Annotated in this window: 13 protein-coding genes; 3 read left to right on the top strand and 10 right to left on the bottom strand. The window is 64.6% G+C overall.

What is annotated here, in order from left to right; translation table 11 throughout:
• Positions 1 to 26 precede the first annotated feature (26 nt).
• The 6 genes from ubiM to ACXAF3_RS06245 form a co-directional block, all read right to left on the bottom strand.
• Complete coding sequence (gene ubiM / locus ACXAF3_RS06270; protein WP_475111438.1) at positions 27 to 1,193, bottom strand: 5-demethoxyubiquinol-8 5-hydroxylase UbiM; 1,167 nt, start codon at positions 1,191 to 1,193, stop codon at positions 27 to 29.
• Between the two features lie 31 nt (positions 1,194 to 1,224).
• The gene (locus ACXAF3_RS06265) at positions 1,225 to 2,073 is read right to left on the bottom strand and encodes a peptidylprolyl isomerase (RefSeq protein WP_475111437.1); all 849 of its coding nucleotides are present in this window, start codon (positions 2,071 to 2,073) and stop codon (positions 1,225 to 1,227) included.
• A 107-nt stretch (positions 2,074 to 2,180) separates the two neighbouring features.
• Positions 2,181 to 2,870, bottom strand: a complete 690-nt coding sequence (gene narI, locus ACXAF3_RS06260; protein ID WP_475111436.1) for a respiratory nitrate reductase subunit gamma — start codon at positions 2,868 to 2,870, stop codon at positions 2,181 to 2,183.
• Between the two features lie 4 nt (positions 2,871 to 2,874).
• Positions 2,875 to 3,609 carry a nitrate reductase molybdenum cofactor assembly chaperone gene (narJ, locus tag ACXAF3_RS06255; protein WP_475111435.1) on the bottom strand — a complete coding sequence of 245 codons (735 nt, stop codon included), beginning with the start codon at positions 3,607 to 3,609 and terminating at the stop codon, positions 2,875 to 2,877.
• 116 nt (positions 3,610 to 3,725) lie between these two features.
• Positions 3,726 to 5,276, bottom strand: a complete 1,551-nt coding sequence (narH, locus tag ACXAF3_RS06250; protein WP_475111434.1) for a nitrate reductase subunit beta — start codon at positions 5,274 to 5,276, stop codon at positions 3,726 to 3,728.
• A complete protein-coding gene (locus ACXAF3_RS06245) occupies positions 5,273 to 9,055 on the bottom strand; it encodes a nitrate reductase subunit alpha (RefSeq protein WP_475111433.1) in 3,783 nt (1,260 codons plus the stop codon). The genes narH and ACXAF3_RS06245 overlap by 4 nt, the downstream gene beginning before the upstream one ends.
• A 318-nt stretch (positions 9,056 to 9,373) precedes the next feature.
• Here ACXAF3_RS06245 and ACXAF3_RS06240 point away from each other — a divergent pair, with 318 nt between their 5' ends.
• The 3 genes from ACXAF3_RS06240 to ACXAF3_RS06230 are packed head-to-tail and all read left to right on the top strand — an operon-like array spanning position 9,374 to position 11,885.
• Positions 9,374 to 11,218, top strand: a complete 1,845-nt coding sequence (locus tag ACXAF3_RS06240; protein WP_475111432.1) for a histidine kinase — start codon at positions 9,374 to 9,376, stop codon at positions 11,216 to 11,218.
• Between the two features lie 5 nt (positions 11,219 to 11,223).
• Entirely contained in the window at positions 11,224 to 11,604 is a 381-nt protein-coding gene (locus ACXAF3_RS06235; protein WP_475111431.1) for a SirB2 family protein, read from the top strand.
• 5 nt (positions 11,605 to 11,609) lie between these two features.
• A complete protein-coding gene (locus tag ACXAF3_RS06230; protein ID WP_475111430.1) occupies positions 11,610 to 11,885 on the top strand; it encodes a hypothetical protein in 276 nt (91 codons plus the stop codon).
• 33 nt (positions 11,886 to 11,918) lie between these two features.
• On the opposite strand, the gene ACXAF3_RS06225 is transcribed toward ACXAF3_RS06230, so the two are convergent.
• The 4 genes from ACXAF3_RS06225 to trhP form a co-directional block, all read right to left on the bottom strand.
• Positions 11,919 to 13,505 carry a parallel beta-helix domain-containing protein gene (locus tag ACXAF3_RS06225; RefSeq protein ID WP_475111429.1) on the bottom strand — a complete coding sequence of 529 codons (1,587 nt, stop codon included), beginning with the start codon at positions 13,503 to 13,505 and terminating at the stop codon, positions 11,919 to 11,921.
• Between the two features lie 36 nt (positions 13,506 to 13,541).
• Positions 13,542 to 14,747: a cytochrome-c peroxidase gene (locus ACXAF3_RS06220; RefSeq protein ID WP_475111428.1), complete on the bottom strand. Its 1,206-nt coding sequence runs from the start codon at positions 14,745 to 14,747 to the stop codon at positions 13,542 to 13,544.
• Between the two features lie 58 nt (positions 14,748 to 14,805).
• A complete protein-coding gene (locus tag ACXAF3_RS06215; protein ID WP_475111427.1) occupies positions 14,806 to 15,444 on the bottom strand; it encodes a c-type cytochrome in 639 nt (212 codons plus the stop codon).
• Between the two features lie 192 nt (positions 15,445 to 15,636).
• Positions 15,637 to 16,941, bottom strand: a complete 1,305-nt coding sequence (trhP, locus tag ACXAF3_RS06210; RefSeq protein WP_475111426.1) for a prephenate-dependent tRNA uridine(34) hydroxylase TrhP — start codon at positions 16,939 to 16,941, stop codon at positions 15,637 to 15,639.
• Positions 16,942 to 16,967 lie beyond the last annotated feature (26 nt).

The raw sequence follows: 16,967 nt of genomic DNA, 5'->3' as shown, positions 1-16,967 counted from the left end.
GTGGATTACTCTGAAACAGCCGCCCGTCAGCGGGTCAGCTGGTGGGTGATGGCTCTTCTGATCGGCCAAAAATTATTGCTGACCCGCAGCACGGCCTTGCGCAGCAGTTTTGCCGGGCGGCGCTCGTCGGTAAACAGGCCGACGACGCGGTTGGTGCCCTCGTAGATGGGCAGGGACTCCAGCCGGTGTTTCAGCTGGAAGCGCGACAGGGCCCGGCGCAGCCGGGCGCCGTCGCCGAGGTCGTTCAGCCCGCCGAGTTGCGCCGCCAGCGTAGCGGCGCTGGCGATGCCCAGATTGAAGCCATGCGCGGTCACCGGGTGCATGCCGACGGCGGCGTCGCCGATCAGCGCAAACCGCTCCGTGTAAAAGCGCCGCGCGTAGACCGCCACCAGCGGGTAGCAGTGGCGCCGCCCCTCGGCGGTCACCGTCCCCAGCACGCCGTTGCTGGCGCGCGCCACATGCTCGGCGAAGTCCCGCTCGGAGAGCGCCATCACCGCCTCGGCCCTGTCTCCGGGCACGGTCACCACCGCCGACGACAGCCGCGGCGGCGCCAGCGGCAGCAGCGCCAGGGTCGCGCCATAGCCGAAGCACTCGCGCGCGACGCCGCCGTGGGGCAGCTCGGTGGCCACGCGCCCGACGATGGCGGCGCGGCCGAAGTCGCGCATGTCGGCGCCGATACCGGCCATGCGGCGCAGTTCGGAGAAGCGGCTGTCCGCGGCCAGCAGCAGCGGCGCCCGCAGGCTTTCACCGCCGGACAGCGACAGCCGGCGCAGGCCGCCCTCCAGTGCCAGACCGCTCGCGCTCACGCCGGTGGCTATGTCGATATTCCGCTGCGCGGACGCGACCTGGTAGAGCGCGCGGCGAATTGCCGCGTTGGGGACTATATAGCCGAGCGGGCCGCGAGCGCGGTCGTCGAACTGCAGGCAGTAGGGCGACACGCCGTCGGTGACCTGTGCGGATTCCAGCGGCCCTATCTCGTCGTCTTGCAGGCGCTGCCAGGCGCCGAGGCTTTTCAACAGGCGCACGGATTTGTGGGTCAGCGCGATTTCGCGCCCGTCGTCCGCGGGCGCCGCGAGGCTGTCTTCGGACTGGCGCTCGAGCAGCCTTACGCGGAAACCCCGCTCGGCGAGAAAGACCGCGCAGGCGAGGCCCGCCGGCCCCGCGCCGACAATCGCGATATCGGCAAATGACACTTGCTACCCCCTGAGCCGTAAGCCCGCCGGTCTATGCGGAGAGATTCGTATGCCGGCGCTCCGCCCCGGCGAGCAGGTCGAGGCCGCGGATATCGGCATCGGCGACCAGGGCCTGCAGATAGCGGTCGGTCTCGCGGCGGCGGCGCGCCTCCCGCAGATAGTCCTCGATGGTCTCGCGCACGAAGTCGAACTCCAGCGGGCGCCCCGGTTCACACTGTTCGACGTAGATCAGGTGCACGCCGTAGGGCGTTTCCACCGGCTCGGGTACCAGCCCGACGCCCTGTGCAAATACCGCAGCCTCGAAGGGCGCCACGGTATCGCCGCGCCCGATCTGCCCGAGGCTGCCGCCGGAATCTTTGGAGGAGCAGTCGGATACGGACTTGGCGAGTTGGGCAAATGTCAGCAGCGGGTCGCCGGACTCGCGCACCTGATCCAGCAGCTGCGCCGCTTTTTCCCTGGCGTTTTCCAGCGCCGGCAGGTCGTCCGCGGCGGCGGCCAGCAGGATATGGCGCACTTCCGCCAGGGGTTCCGATACGAACTTTTGCGGGTGATTCAGGAAATACTCGCGGCATTCATCGCTGGAGGGCGGGGAGAGCTCCAGTTCCCGCTCCAGCAGTTGTGTCACCGCCGTATCGAACGCCTCTCCGTTGAGTTCCACATCCGCCGCGCACAGTCCGAGGGCGTGGGCGCGCTCGCGCAGCAGGTGCCCGAGCACCAGCGAGCGGCTGGCGGCAAAAATGGCCTCGCGCGGTGTCTGCGCCGGGTGGTACTGCATCTCCTTGTAGATATCGTCGCGGGGAATTTCCCAGCCGTTTACGACCACGGCTTCGGCCAGTTCAAACTCCGCGCCGGAGGCGTCGGTTGCCAGCAATGCACTCATATTCAACTCCGAAACGCACTGCCCGCCCACGAGGCGGGCATATTGATAAAACCGCTGTTCGCTACAAGCGAGGGCGGTGGCGGCACATCCTTGTGCCGCTTAATAGCTCACCGGGCAACCCGCGCCCGCACAACTTGGTAGTTGCGGCGGAAGTACTGCACCGGCACGCTCCAGACATGCACCAGGCGGCTGAACGGGAACAGCAGGAACAGGGTCATGCCGAGGAAGATATGCAGCTTGAAGATGATGTGCACATCCGCGATGGCGCTCGCCGCGGCCGCGCCGTCCAGGGTCACGATGGACTGCGCCCAGGTCATCAGCTTGAGCATCTCGGAGCCGTCCATATGGCCGCTGGACACGACGATGCTCACCAGGCCGAGTATCAGCTGCGCGTACAGCATCAGCAGAATGGTCAGATCCATGCGCGAGGTGGTGGCGCGGATGCGCGGGTTGGTCAGGCGGCGCTTGATCAGAATGGTCAGGCCGATAAAACAGATGATGCCGAAGAAGCCGCCGACGCTCATCGCCATCATCTGCTTGGCCGGCGCGGAGATGCCGATCAGGTGCCAGACCCACTTGGGGGTCAGCAGCCCGACGAAGTGCCCCGCGAGAATGGCCAGCACGCCGATATGGAACAGGTAGCTGCCGATGCGCAGCTGTTTTTTCTCCAGCAGCTGGCTGGAGCCGGTACGCCAGGTGTACTGGTCGCGGTCGTAGCGGATCAGGCTGCCCACCAGAAAAACGGTCAGCGCCACAAACGGATAAATGCCGAACAAAAGCGTATTGATGTAGTTCATTGTCTTACTCCTGTGATGCGCACTGTTGTGGCGCGGCGGCGGCGCCCGGGTTGACCCAGGAAACCGGATCTGCGTCGCGGCGCTGGGATTCGCTCGGCCGCAGCGCGGACTGGCCGCAGCCGCTGTCCGGCGCCGAGCTGAAGGAGACCGCCTCGTCTTCCCAGATCTTGTCCAGCGCCTCCGGCGTATCGTCCGGCTCCTCGCCGGCGACCTGATTCTGCAGCGCCTGCATATCCACCTCGACCCGGGACAGCGACACCAGCACTTCCAGCAGCAGCGCATAGGGGCTGCCCTTTTCCTTCAGGCGCGCGGCCAGCAGCGCCAGCACGTGGGAGATATCCTGCAGCCAGTAGAGCGCGCCCTCGCCCTGGGTGGCGCAGAACTCGAGGTAAGTCGGCAGGTAGTCCGGCAGTTCGCGCTGGCTCAGTTCGAGACCGGCGCTGCGGTAGTGCGCCAGCAGCTCCACCATGGCCTGGCCGCGATCGCGGGACTCGCCGTGTACGTGTTCGAAAATATGCAGGGAGACGGCGCGGCCGCGCTCGAACAGCCCGTCGTATTCCGACTGCCAGTCCAGCGCCGCGCTACACTCGTAGTGCGCGATAAACGCCAGCAGCTTGTCGCGCTCGCCGGCCTCCATGTCCTGGGACTCCGCCACCCAGCGGGTTACCTCCGCCAGGTTCTCCACCAGCTCGTCGGACGGGTAGTCCAGCAGACGCGAAATCACGTTTAAAACTTTCATTGCTTTTCACCTGATGCGAGCGGGTGGCGCCGGCTGTGTTTCTCTCGCCGCGCGCGGGGCCAACCGGCCCCGGACGCCACCCGGAAATTGCTCTGTTATCGACGTCTCTTGCCGGGTTACTCGTCGACCATCTGCGCCGGGATTACCTGGCGCACCGTCTGCTTCTTGCCGCCAAAGATATTGGTGCTGTCGTTGCCGGTGGAGCAGCCGTTGCCGAAGCTGAAGCCGCAGGACGACTTGATGTCGTAGGCGTTTTCCGCGTAGGCCTTGTGGCTGCTCAGCACCACGAAGCGGTCCTCGTAGTTGGCCAGCGCCATATAGCGGTACATCTCCTCGACCTGCTGCACGGTCATGCCGGCCTCCTGCAGCAGCTCGCGGTCCTGGATGCCGTCGACGTGGATACCGCGCATATAGGCGCGCATCACGATCATGCGCTCCAGCGCGCGCGCCACCGGCGCCTCGTCGCCCGCGGTCAGCAGGTTGGCCAGGTACTTGAGCGGAATGCGCAGCGTGGACAGGTCCGGGATCTCGGCGTTGCGGCCCACGGTGACCGTCTCCACCTGGCCGGCCTGCACCGCGTTCTGGATCGGCGACAGCGGCGGCACATACCAGACCATCGGCAGGGTGCGGTATTCCGGGTGCAGCGGCAGGGCCACCTTCCAGTCGATCGCCATCTTGTAGACCGGGGACTGCTGCGCGGCGTCTATCCACGCCTGCGGAATGCCCTCGGCGCGCGCGGCTTCCTGTACCGCCGGATCGCTCGGGTCGAGGAAGATGTCACACTGCGCCTGGTACAGGTCTTTGTCGTTCTCCACCGAAGCCGCCTCTTCGATGCGGTCGGCGTCGTACAGCAGCACGCCCAGGTAGCGGATGCGGCCGACGCAGGTCTCGGAGCAGATGGTGGGCTGGCCGGCCTCGATGCGCGGGTAGCAGAAGATACACTTCTCGGATTTGCCGGTTTTCCAGTTGTAGTAGATCTTCTTGTAGGGGCAGCCGGATACACACATGCGCCAGCCGCGGCACTTGTCCTGGTCGATCAGCACAATGCCGTCTTCCTCGCGCTTGTAGATGGCGCCGCTCGGGCAGGACGCCACACAGGCCGGGTTGAGGCAGTGCTCGCACAGACGCGGCAGGTACATCATGAAGGTGTTTTCGAACTCGCCGTAGATGTCCGCCTGCACCTCTTCGAAGTTTTTGTCCTTCCTGCGCTTTTCAAATTCGGTGCCGAGGATCTCCTCCCAGTTGGGGCCCCAGTCGATCTTCTCCATGCGCTGGCCGGTGATCAGCGAGCGCGGGCGGGCCACCGGCTGGTGCTTCTGCTCCGGCGCCTTGTGCAGTGTCTGGTAGTCGAAGTCGAACGGCTCGTAGTAGTCGTCGATCTCCGGCATGTCCGGGTTGCCGAAAATATTGGCCAGCACCCGGTGCTTGCCGCCGATCCTGGGCTCCAACTTGCCGTTTTTCTTGCGCTTCCAGCCGCCGTTCCACTTGTCCTGGTTTTCCCACTCTTTCGGGTAGCCGACACCGGGCTTGGTCTCGACGTTATTGAACCAGGCGTACTCGACCCCCTCGCGGGAGGTCCAGACGTTTTTACAGGTTACCGAGCAGGTGTGACAGCCGATGCACTTGTCGAGGTTCAACACCATGCCGATCTGGGCTCTTACTTTCATTGCACGGCCTCCTCTTGCGCGGCGGACTCTTTTACGTCTTCGCCGTCCAGCCAATCCACCTTGTTCATCTTTCTCACGATCACGAATTCATCCCGGTTACAGCCCACGGTGCCGTAGTAGTTGAAGCCGTAGGACTGCTGCGCGTAGCCGCCGATCATATGGGTCGGTTTCATCACCGCGCGGGTCACGGAGTTGTGGATACCGCCGCGGGTGCCGGTGGTCTCGGCGCCGGGGGTGTTCACGATGCGCTCCTGGGCGTGATACATCATCGCCATGCCGTCCGGCACGCGCTGGGACACCACGGCGCGGGCGGCGATGGCACCGTTGACGTTGAAGATTTCGATCCAGTCGTTGTCCTCGATACCGGCCAGTTTTGCATCCGCCTCGCTCATCCACACGATGGGACCACCGCGGGACAGGGTCAGCATCAACAGGTTGTCGGAGTAGGTGCTGTGGATGCCCCACTTCTGGTGCGGGGTGATCCAGTTCAGCAGTATTTCTTTGTTGCCGTTGGGCTTCTGGTTCAGCACCGGGCTCACGGTCTTGAGGTTGATCGGCGGCTTGTACACGCACAGGGTCTCGCCGAAATCGCGCATCCATTCGTGGTCCTGGTAGAACTGCTGGCGACCGGTGATGGTGCGCCACGGAATCAGCTCGTGCACGTTGGTGTAGCCGGCGTTGTAGCTGACGTGCTCGTCCTCCAGGCCGGACCAGGTCGGCGAGGAGATGATCTTGCGCGGTTGGGCGACGATATCGTTGAAGCGGATCTTCTCGTCTTCCTTCGGCTTGGCGAGGTGGGTGTGGTCGCGGCCGGTGATCTGGCCGAGCGCCTCCCAGGCCTTCACCGCCACCTGGCCGTTGGTCTCCGGCGCCAGCGACAGGATCATCTCCGCCGCGTCCACCGCCGTTTCGATCCTGGCGCGGCCGTCGCGCTCCGAGCCCTCCTCGCTCCAGGTGCGGTTCAGCTTCTTCAGGAAATCCACCTCGGCTTCGGTGTTCCAGCTGATGCCCTTGCCGCCGTTGCCGAGTTTTTCCAGCAGCGGGCCTATGGAGGTAAAGCGGTTGTAGGTGTTCGGATAATCCCGCACGACCGGGATCATGCTCGGCGCGGTGACGCCCGGTATCAGGTCGCACTCGCCCTTCCACCAGGCCTTGACGCCGAACGGCTGCGCGATTTCGCTGGGCGTGTCGTGGTGGATCGGCAGCGTCACGAGGTCGGTCTCCACCCCCAGGTGGCCGTCGGTCAGTTCGGAAAACTTCTTCGCGATCCCCTTGAAAATATCCCAGTCGCTGCGCGCCTCCCAGGAGGGGTCCACGGCCTTGGTCAGCGGGTGAATAAACGGATGCATATCCGAAGTATTCATATCGTCCTTTTCATACCAGGTCGCGGTCGGCAGCACGATATCGGAGTAGAGGCAGGTGGTGGACATACGGAAGTCCAGGGTCACCAGCAGGTCCACCTTGCCCTCGCTCGGCTCGTCGCGCCAGACGATATCCTCCGGCTTCTTGCCGCCGGACTCGCCCAGGTCTTTGCCCATCAGGCCGTGTTTGGTGCCGAGCAGGTGGCGCAGCATGTATTCGTGGCCCTTGCCGGAGGAGCCCAGCAGGTTGGAGCGCCAGATAAACATATTGCGCGGGTAGTTCTGCGGGTTGTCCGGGTCCTGGTTGGCGAAAAGCAGCTCGCCGCTCTTCAGCTTCTGCACCGCGTATTCTTTCGGATCCATGCCGGCGGCGGCGGCGTCTTTGGTCAGCTGCAGAGGATTCATACCCAGCTGCGGCGCGGATGGCAGCCAGCCCATGCGCTCGGCGCGGCTGTTGTAGTCGATGATGGACGCGCGCCACTTGCTCTTGTCGGCCAGCGGCGATACCACCTCGTCCATCTCCAGTTTTTCGTAGCGCCACTGGTTGGAGTGGTTGTAGAAGAAGGAGGTACCGTTCATATGGCGCGGCGGGCGCTGCCAGTCGAGGGCGAAGGCCAGCGGCGTCCAGCCGGTTTGCGGGCGCAGCTTCTCCTGGCCCACATAGTGCGCCCAGCCACCGCCACTCTGGCCGATACAGCCGCACATCATCAGCATGTTGATCAGGCCGCGGTAATTCATGTCCATGTGGTACCAGTGGTTCAGCGCCGCACCGACGATGACCATTGAGCGACCGCGCGTCTTGTCGGCGGTATTGGCGAACTCGCGCGCAACGCGGATCACGTCCTCGCGGCGGCAGCCGGTGACCTTTTCCTGCCAAGCCGGGGTGTAGGGTTTGTCCTCGTCGTAGCTGTGTGCGCAGTTGGGGTCGTCGAGACCCTGTTCGACGCCGTAGTTGGCGAGCGTCAGGTCGTAGACGCTGGCCACCTTGATGGTCTCGCCGTCCTTGCCGGTGATGTGCTTGATCGGCACCTTGCGCTCGATCACATCGCTGTGGTCCGTGTGCTGGAAGTAGTCGTACTCGTGGGTCTGGCCGCCGAAATAGGGGAAGGCCACCTGCGCTATCTCGTCGGCGCCGTCCTTGAGGCTGAGCTGCAGCTCCAGTTCCTCGCCGGTCCTGCCGTCGCGCTGCTCGATATTCCACTTGCCCCTCCCGTCCTTGGCTGAGGGCTCCCCCCAGCGGTAGCCGATGGAACCCTGCGGGGACACCAGCTGGCCGTCGTGGTTGAGGGCGATGGTCTTCCACTCCGGGTTGTTGTCCTGACCCAGGTTGTCCGCCAGGTCGGAAGCGCGCAGGAAGCGGCCCTGTATCAGGCGGCCGTCGCGCTCCTCCAGCGTGACCAGCATCGGCATATCGGTAGTGGTGCGCACATATTCGGTGAAGTAGGCGCTCGGCTTGTCGACGTGGAACTCCTTCAGGATCACATGGCCGAAGGCCATCGCCAGCGCGGCGTCGGTGCCCTGGCGGGGCGCCAGCCAGGTGTCGCCGAACTTGGAGCACTCGGAGTAATCGGAGGTGATGACACAGGTCTTGGCGCCCTTGTAGCGCACCTCGCTGAGGAAGTGGGCATCCGGTGTGCGGGTCTGGGGCACGTTGGAACCCCACACGATCAGGTAGTTGGAGTTGTACCAGTCGGCGGACTCCGGCACGTCGGTCTGCTCGCCCCAGATCTGCGGCGAGGCCGGCGGCAGGTCGCAGTACCAGTCGTAGAAGCTCAGGCAGTTGCCGCCGATCAGCGACAGGTAGCGGGCGCCGGCGGCGTAGGACACCATGGACATGGCCGGAATCGGCGAGAAGCCGGAGATGCGGTCCGGGCCATAAGTCTTGGCGGTGTAGACGTTGGCCGCCGCGATCAGCTCGTTGACCTCGTCCCATTTGACCCGGACGAAGCCGCCCATACCGCGGCGCTCCTTGTAGGATTTCGCCTTGGCCGGATCCTCGACGATGCTGGCCCAGGCCGCCACCGGATCGGTGTGCTTGAGCCGGGCCTCGCGCCACAGCTTGACCAGACGCTTGCGGATCTTCGGGTACTTGAGGCGGTTGGCGGAGTACATGTACCAGGAGTAGCTGGCGCCGCGGGGGCAGCCGCGCGGCTCGTGGTTGGGCAGGTCCGGGCGGGTGCGCGGGTAGTCGGTCTGCTGCGTCTCCCAGGTGACCAGGCCGTCCTTCACATAGATTTTCCAGCTGCAGGAGCCGGTGCAGTTCACGCCGTGGGTGGAGCGGACTATCTTGTCGAACTGCCAGCGGCGGCGGTAGCCATCTTCCCAACTGCGGTCATCGTCGGTCATCTCCCCGTGCCCGTTGGCAAAGGGTTCTTTGTGTTTCTTGAAGTACTTCAAGCGGTCCAGGAAATGGCTCATGCGTTACTCCCAGGCATCAGAATATGGATCGGGCATTGCGTTGCAGGGAATATAAAAGGGGGGCAAATGGAGATCACCTGACCACAAAGTGGTAGAAGTAGCGCCCTCTACCCCCAAATGGGTAGGGATATGCAGGGATACGGCCGGTAAGGTGCCGGCCAGGGCCCGCAACCACGGGGCCCGCCGCCGGAAAAGCGGTCGCTGGTTGTTTTTTGTGCGACAATAGCGATCTTTGGTGGTACTACCAAATACAGCCGCCGCATGGGGGCATAATCGGCTTCTCAACCGCGCAGGCCCACAACGGAACCGAATCGAAAGATGTTGAACCGAATCCGCCAATCCATCGTCTACCGCATCGGCACCCTGATGCTGCTCACCGTGCTCGTGGCCCTCAGTTCGATGGTCGCCTCCTACGTGATCTCGGACGCGGCCGAGAACGATGCGGCGGCGGTCAACCTGGCCGGCTCGCTGCGCGCGATGAGCTATCGGCTGGCCGCCACGGCGCCGTCCGGCGACCGGCAGTCCACCGCCGATATCGCCGATACCGTGGCCGAGCGTCTGGAACGCCTGATCACCATTTCGGAGTTCGCCATCGCCGATGACGCCCCGGCGGCGGAGCGCTTCCGCGCGGTTCGGGACGACTGGCAAGAGGTGATCCGCCCGCTGGTGGAATCGGTGGCCGACGGCCGGACCGCCCTGACCTCGAAGCAGCTGGCCGCCCGCCTGGAGCCCTTTATCGCCGACGTGGACGCACTGGTGTCCGATTACCAGTCCATCGCCGAGGAAAAGATCAACCTGCTGCGCATGGTGCAACTCGGCTCCATGTTCGCCACCGTGCTGCTGGTCTACCTGTCCCTGTACATACTGCACCGCTCGGTGGAGCAGCCCCTGAAGCAGTTGACCAACCGCTCGGCCAGCATCGCGCTGGGTAATTTCCGCGAGCACCGCCTGGATATCGACAGCGAGGACGAGCTGGGCGTGCTGGCCCGCACCATCAATCATATGAGCGATGTGATCCAGGCGACCCAGAGCGATCTCGAACGCCGCGTCGAACAGAAGACCGCACAGCTGCAGAAAAGCCACGAGGCCCTGGACTTCCAGTACCGGCTGGCGCGGCGGATCAGCGAGGGCCCGCTGCCCGGCGCCGAACTGGAGCAGTGGCTGAACGAGTTCGCCGGCGTCGCCGGCCTCGAAAACATGGACCTGTGCCTGATGACGCCGGAGGGGGAAACCCCCTACGAGCACCTGGTGCTGGGCAGCGGCAACGCCCATTGCGGCAGCGAGGACTGCAACACCTGCGTCAGCAGCTGCGGGGTGACGGAGGAGGAAGACCAGCAGGTGTACCGCTTCCCCCTAGAGGTGGACAAGAGCAATTACGGCGTGCTGGTGTGCAGCCTGCCGAAAGGCCAGGCGCTCGACGACGAGCAGCAGCAGCGCCTGGCCACATTCGCGGACAGTATTACCGCGGCCATCGCGATCAACGAGCGCGTGGCCCAGGACCGGCGCGTGGCGCTGATGGACGAGCGCGCCATCATCGCGCGGGAACTGCACGACTCGCTCGCGCAGTCCCTGTCCTACCTGAAGATCCAGGTCACCAGACTCAATCGCGCGAACCGCAGCGGCAAGGCGGACAGCGGGGAGATCCAGGAAATCATCTCCGAACTGAAGCAGGGCCTGGACGCCTCCTACCGGCAGCTGCGCGAACTGCTCACCACCTTCCGCCTGCAAATCGGCAAGGGCGGCCTGCGCGGCATCCTCGAGCAGTCGATCCTCGCCTATCGCGAACAGCACCCGCAGATCGACGTCCGGCTGGACTATCGCCTCGACGAGGTGCCGCTGACGCCGCAGGAGGAAATCCACCTGCTGCAGCTGGTGCGCGAGGCGACGCAGAACGCCGTCTACCACTCGCAGGGCGACCTGGTGGAAATCACCCTGGCCCAGAACCACCACCTGCTCAATGTCAGCGTACGCGACAATGGTATCGGTATCGGCGACTCGCCGGAAAAGCGCAACCACTTCGGCATGTCGATCATGGAGGAGCGCGCCAGCAATCTGGGCGGCAGCCTGAATATCGGCCAGCGGGATTGCGGCGGTACCGAGGTGCGCTTCGAGTTTATTCCCCAGTACGCCCGGGAGCGTGAAGTCATCTGGCAGGAGGCCTGAGCGGAATGGACTACCTCATACTGAAAAGCGCGCACGTGACCCTCGTCGGCCTCTCGTTTATCGGCTTCGCGCTGCGCACCGGCGGCCTGCTGGCCGGCGCCGGCTGGGCGCGCGGGCGGCTCGCGCGCACACTGCCACACCTGCTCGACAGCGGGCTTTTCGTCTCCGCCCTGCTGCTGCTCGCCCTGCTGCACGGCGCGCCCCTGCAGCAGCCCTGGCTGATCGCAAAACTCTGCGCGCTGCTGGCCTATATTTTCTTCGGCGTGGTCACGCTGCGGCTCGCGCGCAACAATCCGCAGCGCCTGGCTGCCGCACTGGCGGCGGGCCTGTGTTTCGCCTATATGCTCAGCGCCGCGCTGAGCAAATCGCCCTGGCCTTTCGGGTAACCGCCGTGGAGCGCCCGCGCAAACCGGACACCGTCAGCGCGATGCGCGCGCTGATCGAGGAGGTCCGCACCACCCTGCCCTTCTCGCTGCCCGCGGCGGAACTCTGCGCCGGCCCCTGCCGCGGCTGTCCGAAAAAACTGCTGGAGTTTATCGACGGAGAGCTGTACGACTGGACCCAGCGCCTCGACGGAGGCGAGATCCCGACACTGGGCGACGTCAGCGAACTGGGCAAGCGCTGCCGGAAAGTTTACGCGGCGATCGCCAGAAACGGGCTGGTGTAGCCGCCCGGGTGCGGATTCCGGAACCCGCCGCCGTCAGCCTTCCGCGGCCTCCAGTTCCCTGGCCTTCGCCATGTCCTTGTCCATTTTCTCGGCGTTTTCACTGATCACCTTGTGGCGCCGCACCTCCAGCATGTACTTGGCGGCGGCCATGCGCACCTCTTCGGAAAGGTAATTCTGCGGCGGCATCGCCGGGTAGTCTTCGCGCTTCTTGGTCGGATTGGTGATGTAGTCGACGATCCCCTGCGGGTTGTCCATATACAGCGCCTGAATAATCTGGGTCGGCGGTCCGATCATGCGCACATTGTAGGCGTGGCAGCCCGCGCAGATGCCGTAGTAGGCGGCCTTGCCCATATCCGCCGCGGCTATTTCGCGCTTCGGCGCCGGCTCGTCCAGCAGGAAGGTGGAGATATCGGCGGTATCGGTAAAGCCGCAGGTGCCGAAGTCCCCCAGGCCGACGGCCGGGTACTGATCGCGATCGAGGATACAGCTGTTGCGGCTTTCACCCACATTCAGGATATCCACCGGGCCGCTGAACAGTGACAGCGCCTTCAGCGCCTTGATCTCGTCGATCGGGTCGGTGCCGTTGTCGAACATAAAGTTGTCGAGAATCGCCACCTCGTCGGAGCTGGGGTCTGACTCCGGATCGAGGGTCAGGTTCGGCGCATTGTGGTGGTCGGTAATCAGGATGCCGATATTCCGGTTGCCGCTGATGATATTGCCTTCGATCGTGGTCTTGTCGCCGGCCATATTGAGAATGCCGGTACCGGCCGGTACGCCGGCGACGATGGAGCCCTCGGCACCGAAGTTTTCGGTGTTGTTGTTCACGATAAAATTGTTGCGCACGATGGTGTTGACCGTGTCCTTGATCGGCAGGCCCGGGGTGATGAACACCAGCACGCCGCCGGTGTTGTCGTGCACATAGTTATTCTCGACGATGGAGTTGCGGGTGTTTTCGATTTCGATACCGGCAACGCTGTCGAACACCTCGTTGTGGGAAACGTGAATGTTGTCGCACATGCCGACATAGATGGCCGCATCCTCGATACCGCTGAGCACATTGTGGGTGATCAGGCCGTTTTTCCCCAGCTGTGGGAAAATACCGTACACGCCGGTGTCGATGACGTGGTTGTTGCGGATCAGGAAGTTGTTGCCGGCCTGCCCCATGACCGCATTGCCCTTGTAGTGCCGAATGCGGAAATTCTCCACGGTAATGTTGTTGCCGGAGTAAAGGATCGCATCGTTGAGCTTCTTGCCGCCCTCCATCACCGGCCACTCGCCGTCGACAATCACGCCGCTCAACTGGATATCGTCCTTATCGATATACACGGTTTCGGAGTAGGTGCCGGGATAGACCCGGATGACATCCCCCGGCGCGGCCGCGGAGACGGCCTTCTGGATGGACTCGCCATCCCTTACCTCCCAGAGCTTGCCGGAACCGCTGGCGCCCACGGAGCTGTCGAAACGGGCCGGGCCGGCGCCTGTGGAGGCGGCCTCGGCGCCGAAGCGCTCGGCACCGCTGACGATGACATGACTGTTGTCCCGCCCGAGCTGGTTGCCGAGGAAGGCGCCGGCGGCCACCAGGCCCGCAGCCGCGACGGCGGTAAGGAGTTTACTGGCCATATTGAGTCCCTTTTATTGTTTGTCGTTGTGTTTTTGTCAGTTGCCGGCCATGTCGCGCAGGGCCTCCGGCAGAACACCGATCGGCGGCAGGCCCGACGGCACCCGCGGGGGAATCTGCGGCGTAAATCTCTCATCGGTCAGGGTGCCCATGAAATCCACCAGCCGGTCTATTTCCTCGTCGCTCAGATCCGGCTCCCAGATATGCCAGTGCAGGATCATGCGCTGTTTCTCCTCCTCCGGCAGGGCGTGGCCGCGCCCGAGGGTGTAGAACTCGGTCGCATCGCGCAGGTCGTCGAAGGTCCCGGAGTGCATATAGGGCGCCGTTTTCACGATATTGCGCAGCGACGGCACCTTGAAGCCGCCGCGCCAGGTCGGGTTGTCGAAGACGGCCCCGGCGCCCGGATCGAATTCGCGCCCCTGGGGCTCGTTCACGCCGATCACGGCGATCTGCTGGTTGGTGAACAGCGGCGGCGTGTGGCACTCGGCACAGCGCGCGACGAAGGAGCGGAAGATATTCATGCCCTCCTTCTCGTCTTCGGTCAGCGCATCCTGATAGCCGTGCGCGTACTGGTCATAGCGGCTGTTCAGGGATATCAGCGACGATTCGAAGGCGGCGATGGCGGTGTAGATCTGCTCCAGCGTCGGCCGCTCGCCCTCCCCCGGGAAGGCCTCGGCGAACAGGCGCCGGTACTCGGCGCTGGCGCCGATATCGCCCAGCAGCTGGGCGGGGTCGCTGCCCATCTCCACCTCGGAGTAGAGCGGCCCCTGCATCTGCTGCTCGAGGCTGTCCGCGCGCGCATCCCAGAAGAATTTTTTCAGGAAGCCGACATTCCACAGGCTCGGCGCCGCCCGCGCCACTTCCGCGCCGCCGATACCGATGCTGCGCGCGCGCCCGTCGGCAAAGCCCAGTTGCGGGTGGTGGCAGCTGGCGCAGGAGAGGCTGTCGTCACCGGACAGCAGCGGATCAAAAAACAGGTAGCGGCCCAGGTCGATCTGCTGCGGGCTGAAGCCATCGCGGATTTCCGGCAGGGCGGTCTTGAGGCCGCCGACACCCGCGCCGCCGAGGGACTGATAACCGTCGTAGAGGCTGCGCAGCTCGCAGCGGTTGCCCGCGCTCAGCTCGAATCCGGGCGGGCAGTCCGCGGCCAGTTCGATGGGCGCGGGGGAGTCCGCCGCGGCCGCCGCGCCGGTCAGCGCGGCGGCCAGCAGTGCGGCCTTGCGGAGCAGGTGGCTTGGAAACATTGCGTTGTTATTCTTTTTTCGCTGTTGTTGTGTCTCGCCGAACGGCAAATCCGAATGTCTATTCGGACTTACTGTTCAGGAAGGCGGCGACATCCTTGAGCTGCTGCGCATTCAGGGTGGCGGCCATCATTTTCATCTGGAGGCCGTATTTGTCCTGCGGGTGGCTGCCGCGGATGCCTTTCTGGAAATTCTCGAACTGGCGGATCAGGTAGGCATCGCCGACTCCAACCAGGCGCGGCGCGTTCAGCGCGTCGTTGCCCTGGCCGGCGCTGCCGTGACAGGCGCCGCACTTACTCTGGTACTGCTTGTTGCCCTCGACCGGATCGCCGTCCACGGTGGCGGCCGGGGTGACCGGGGGCAGGCTCGCGATATAGGCGGAGACATTGTCCACCGCCGCGTCGTCCGCCAACACCTGCGCCATGGCGCGCATCTGCGCCCCGAACACATCCCCGTCGGCGGCGCCGCGCACACCGCTGCGGAAGTTGTGCAGCTGGCGCGCCAGGTAGGCCGCAGACTGCCCCGCCAGCGCCGGTGCCTGCATGGCCGGATTGCCCTCGGCGGCCGGCCCGTGGCAGGCCGCACAACTGGCGTACAGCTGTTTTCCCGCGCCGCTGTCCGCGGCCTGCAGACCCGCCACCGGCGCGGCGAGCAGCGGGACCAATATCAGGGTTTTCAGTTTTTGTAATGGCTGGAGCATCGATCGTCCCTTCGCTCGGTAGAGTGCCTGCGCGGACCCGCCCTGTCGCCGGATTCCCTCGCGCCACTCCAGTTAGTACATTTGTGCAAATTAAGAAGCCACAAGGTAACAGATAAAAGCGCCGCGAAACAGCGCTGCGGCTGCCCGCGCAGACACCGCTTTCGAAATCCGTCAGGATTCCCGCGGCGGCCGTCAGCCCCTGTGGCGCATCAGCAGGACATAGTCGCGCTCGGCCTCGGCCACGGCCACCGGCAGCGGCAGCCGCACCACATGGCCGGCGCCGGGCGCCGCCGTCAGCGGCTCGCCATTTCGGCCCCGCAGCGCCTCGAGCCGGAACGGGTGGTTGCCGGAGGGGGTGATCAGCTCCAGCCGGTCGCCCAGCTCGAAGCGGTTTTTCACCTCCACGGTCATCCAGCCGCCGTCCACCGCCAGCGCCTCGCCGACAAACTGCTGGGCCGGGTTGGCGGAGGAGCCGCGGTCGTAGTTCTGCAGTTCGCTGGGCACATGGCGGCGATAGAAGCCCTCGGTGTAGCCGCGGCTGGCCAGGTGGTCGAGGCTCGTCATCAAGCCGAAGTCGAACTCGCGCCCGGCGAGAGCGTCGTCGATGGCCCGCCGGTACACCTGGGCGGTGCGCGCCACATAGTAGTGGCTCTTGGTCCGCCCCTCGATCTTGAGCGAGTGAATGCCCATCTGCACCAGGCGCTGCACATGCTGTACCGCGCGCAGATCCTTGGAGTTCATGATGTAGGTGCCGTGCTCATCCTCGTACACGGGTATCAGCTCGCCGGGGCGGCTCGCCTCCTGCAGGAGTACCGGCTCCGGGCTGGCCGCGGCCGCATTCGTCTGTTGCGCCGGGACCAGGTCGCCGGTCTCGGACTCCACCGCCGCGTGGGCGCTGTATTTCCAGCGGCAGGCATTGGTGCAGGCCCCCTGGTTGGAGTCCCGGTGGTTGATGTAGCCCGACAACAGGCAGCGCCCCGAATAGGCCATACACAGGGCGCCGTGCACGAAGACTTCCAGCTCCATCTCCGGGCAGCGCATGCGGATTTCCTCGATCTCGTCGAGGGACAGCTCCCGCGACAGTATCACCCGGGTCAGCCCCTGCCGCTGCCAGAACTTGACCGTGGCCCAGTTGACCGCATTGGCCTGCACCGACAGGTGCACCGGCATATCGGGCCAGGTTTCCCGCACCATCATGATCAGCCCCGGGTCCGACATGATCAGCGCGTCCGGCCCCATTTCGATCACCGGCTGCATATCGCGCAGGTAGCTGCGCAGCTTGTCGTTGTGCGGCGCCACATTGCTGGCGACATAGATTTTCCTGCCGACTCGGTGCGCCTCGTCGATCGCCGCCGCCAGATTTTCCAGCCGGTTGAACTCGTTGTTGCGCACGCGCAGGCTGTAGCGCGGCTGGCCCACGTAGACAGCGTCGGCGCCGTAAGCGAAGGCAAAGCGCATACTCTTCAGGGTTCCGGCCGGGGAAAGCAGTTCAACCATTGTTTACCTCTGTCAATTACCGCATC

The organism is Microbulbifer sp. ABF4_143, from assembly GCF_056160225.1.
This window is presented reverse-complemented; position numbering and strand designations above follow the sequence as displayed.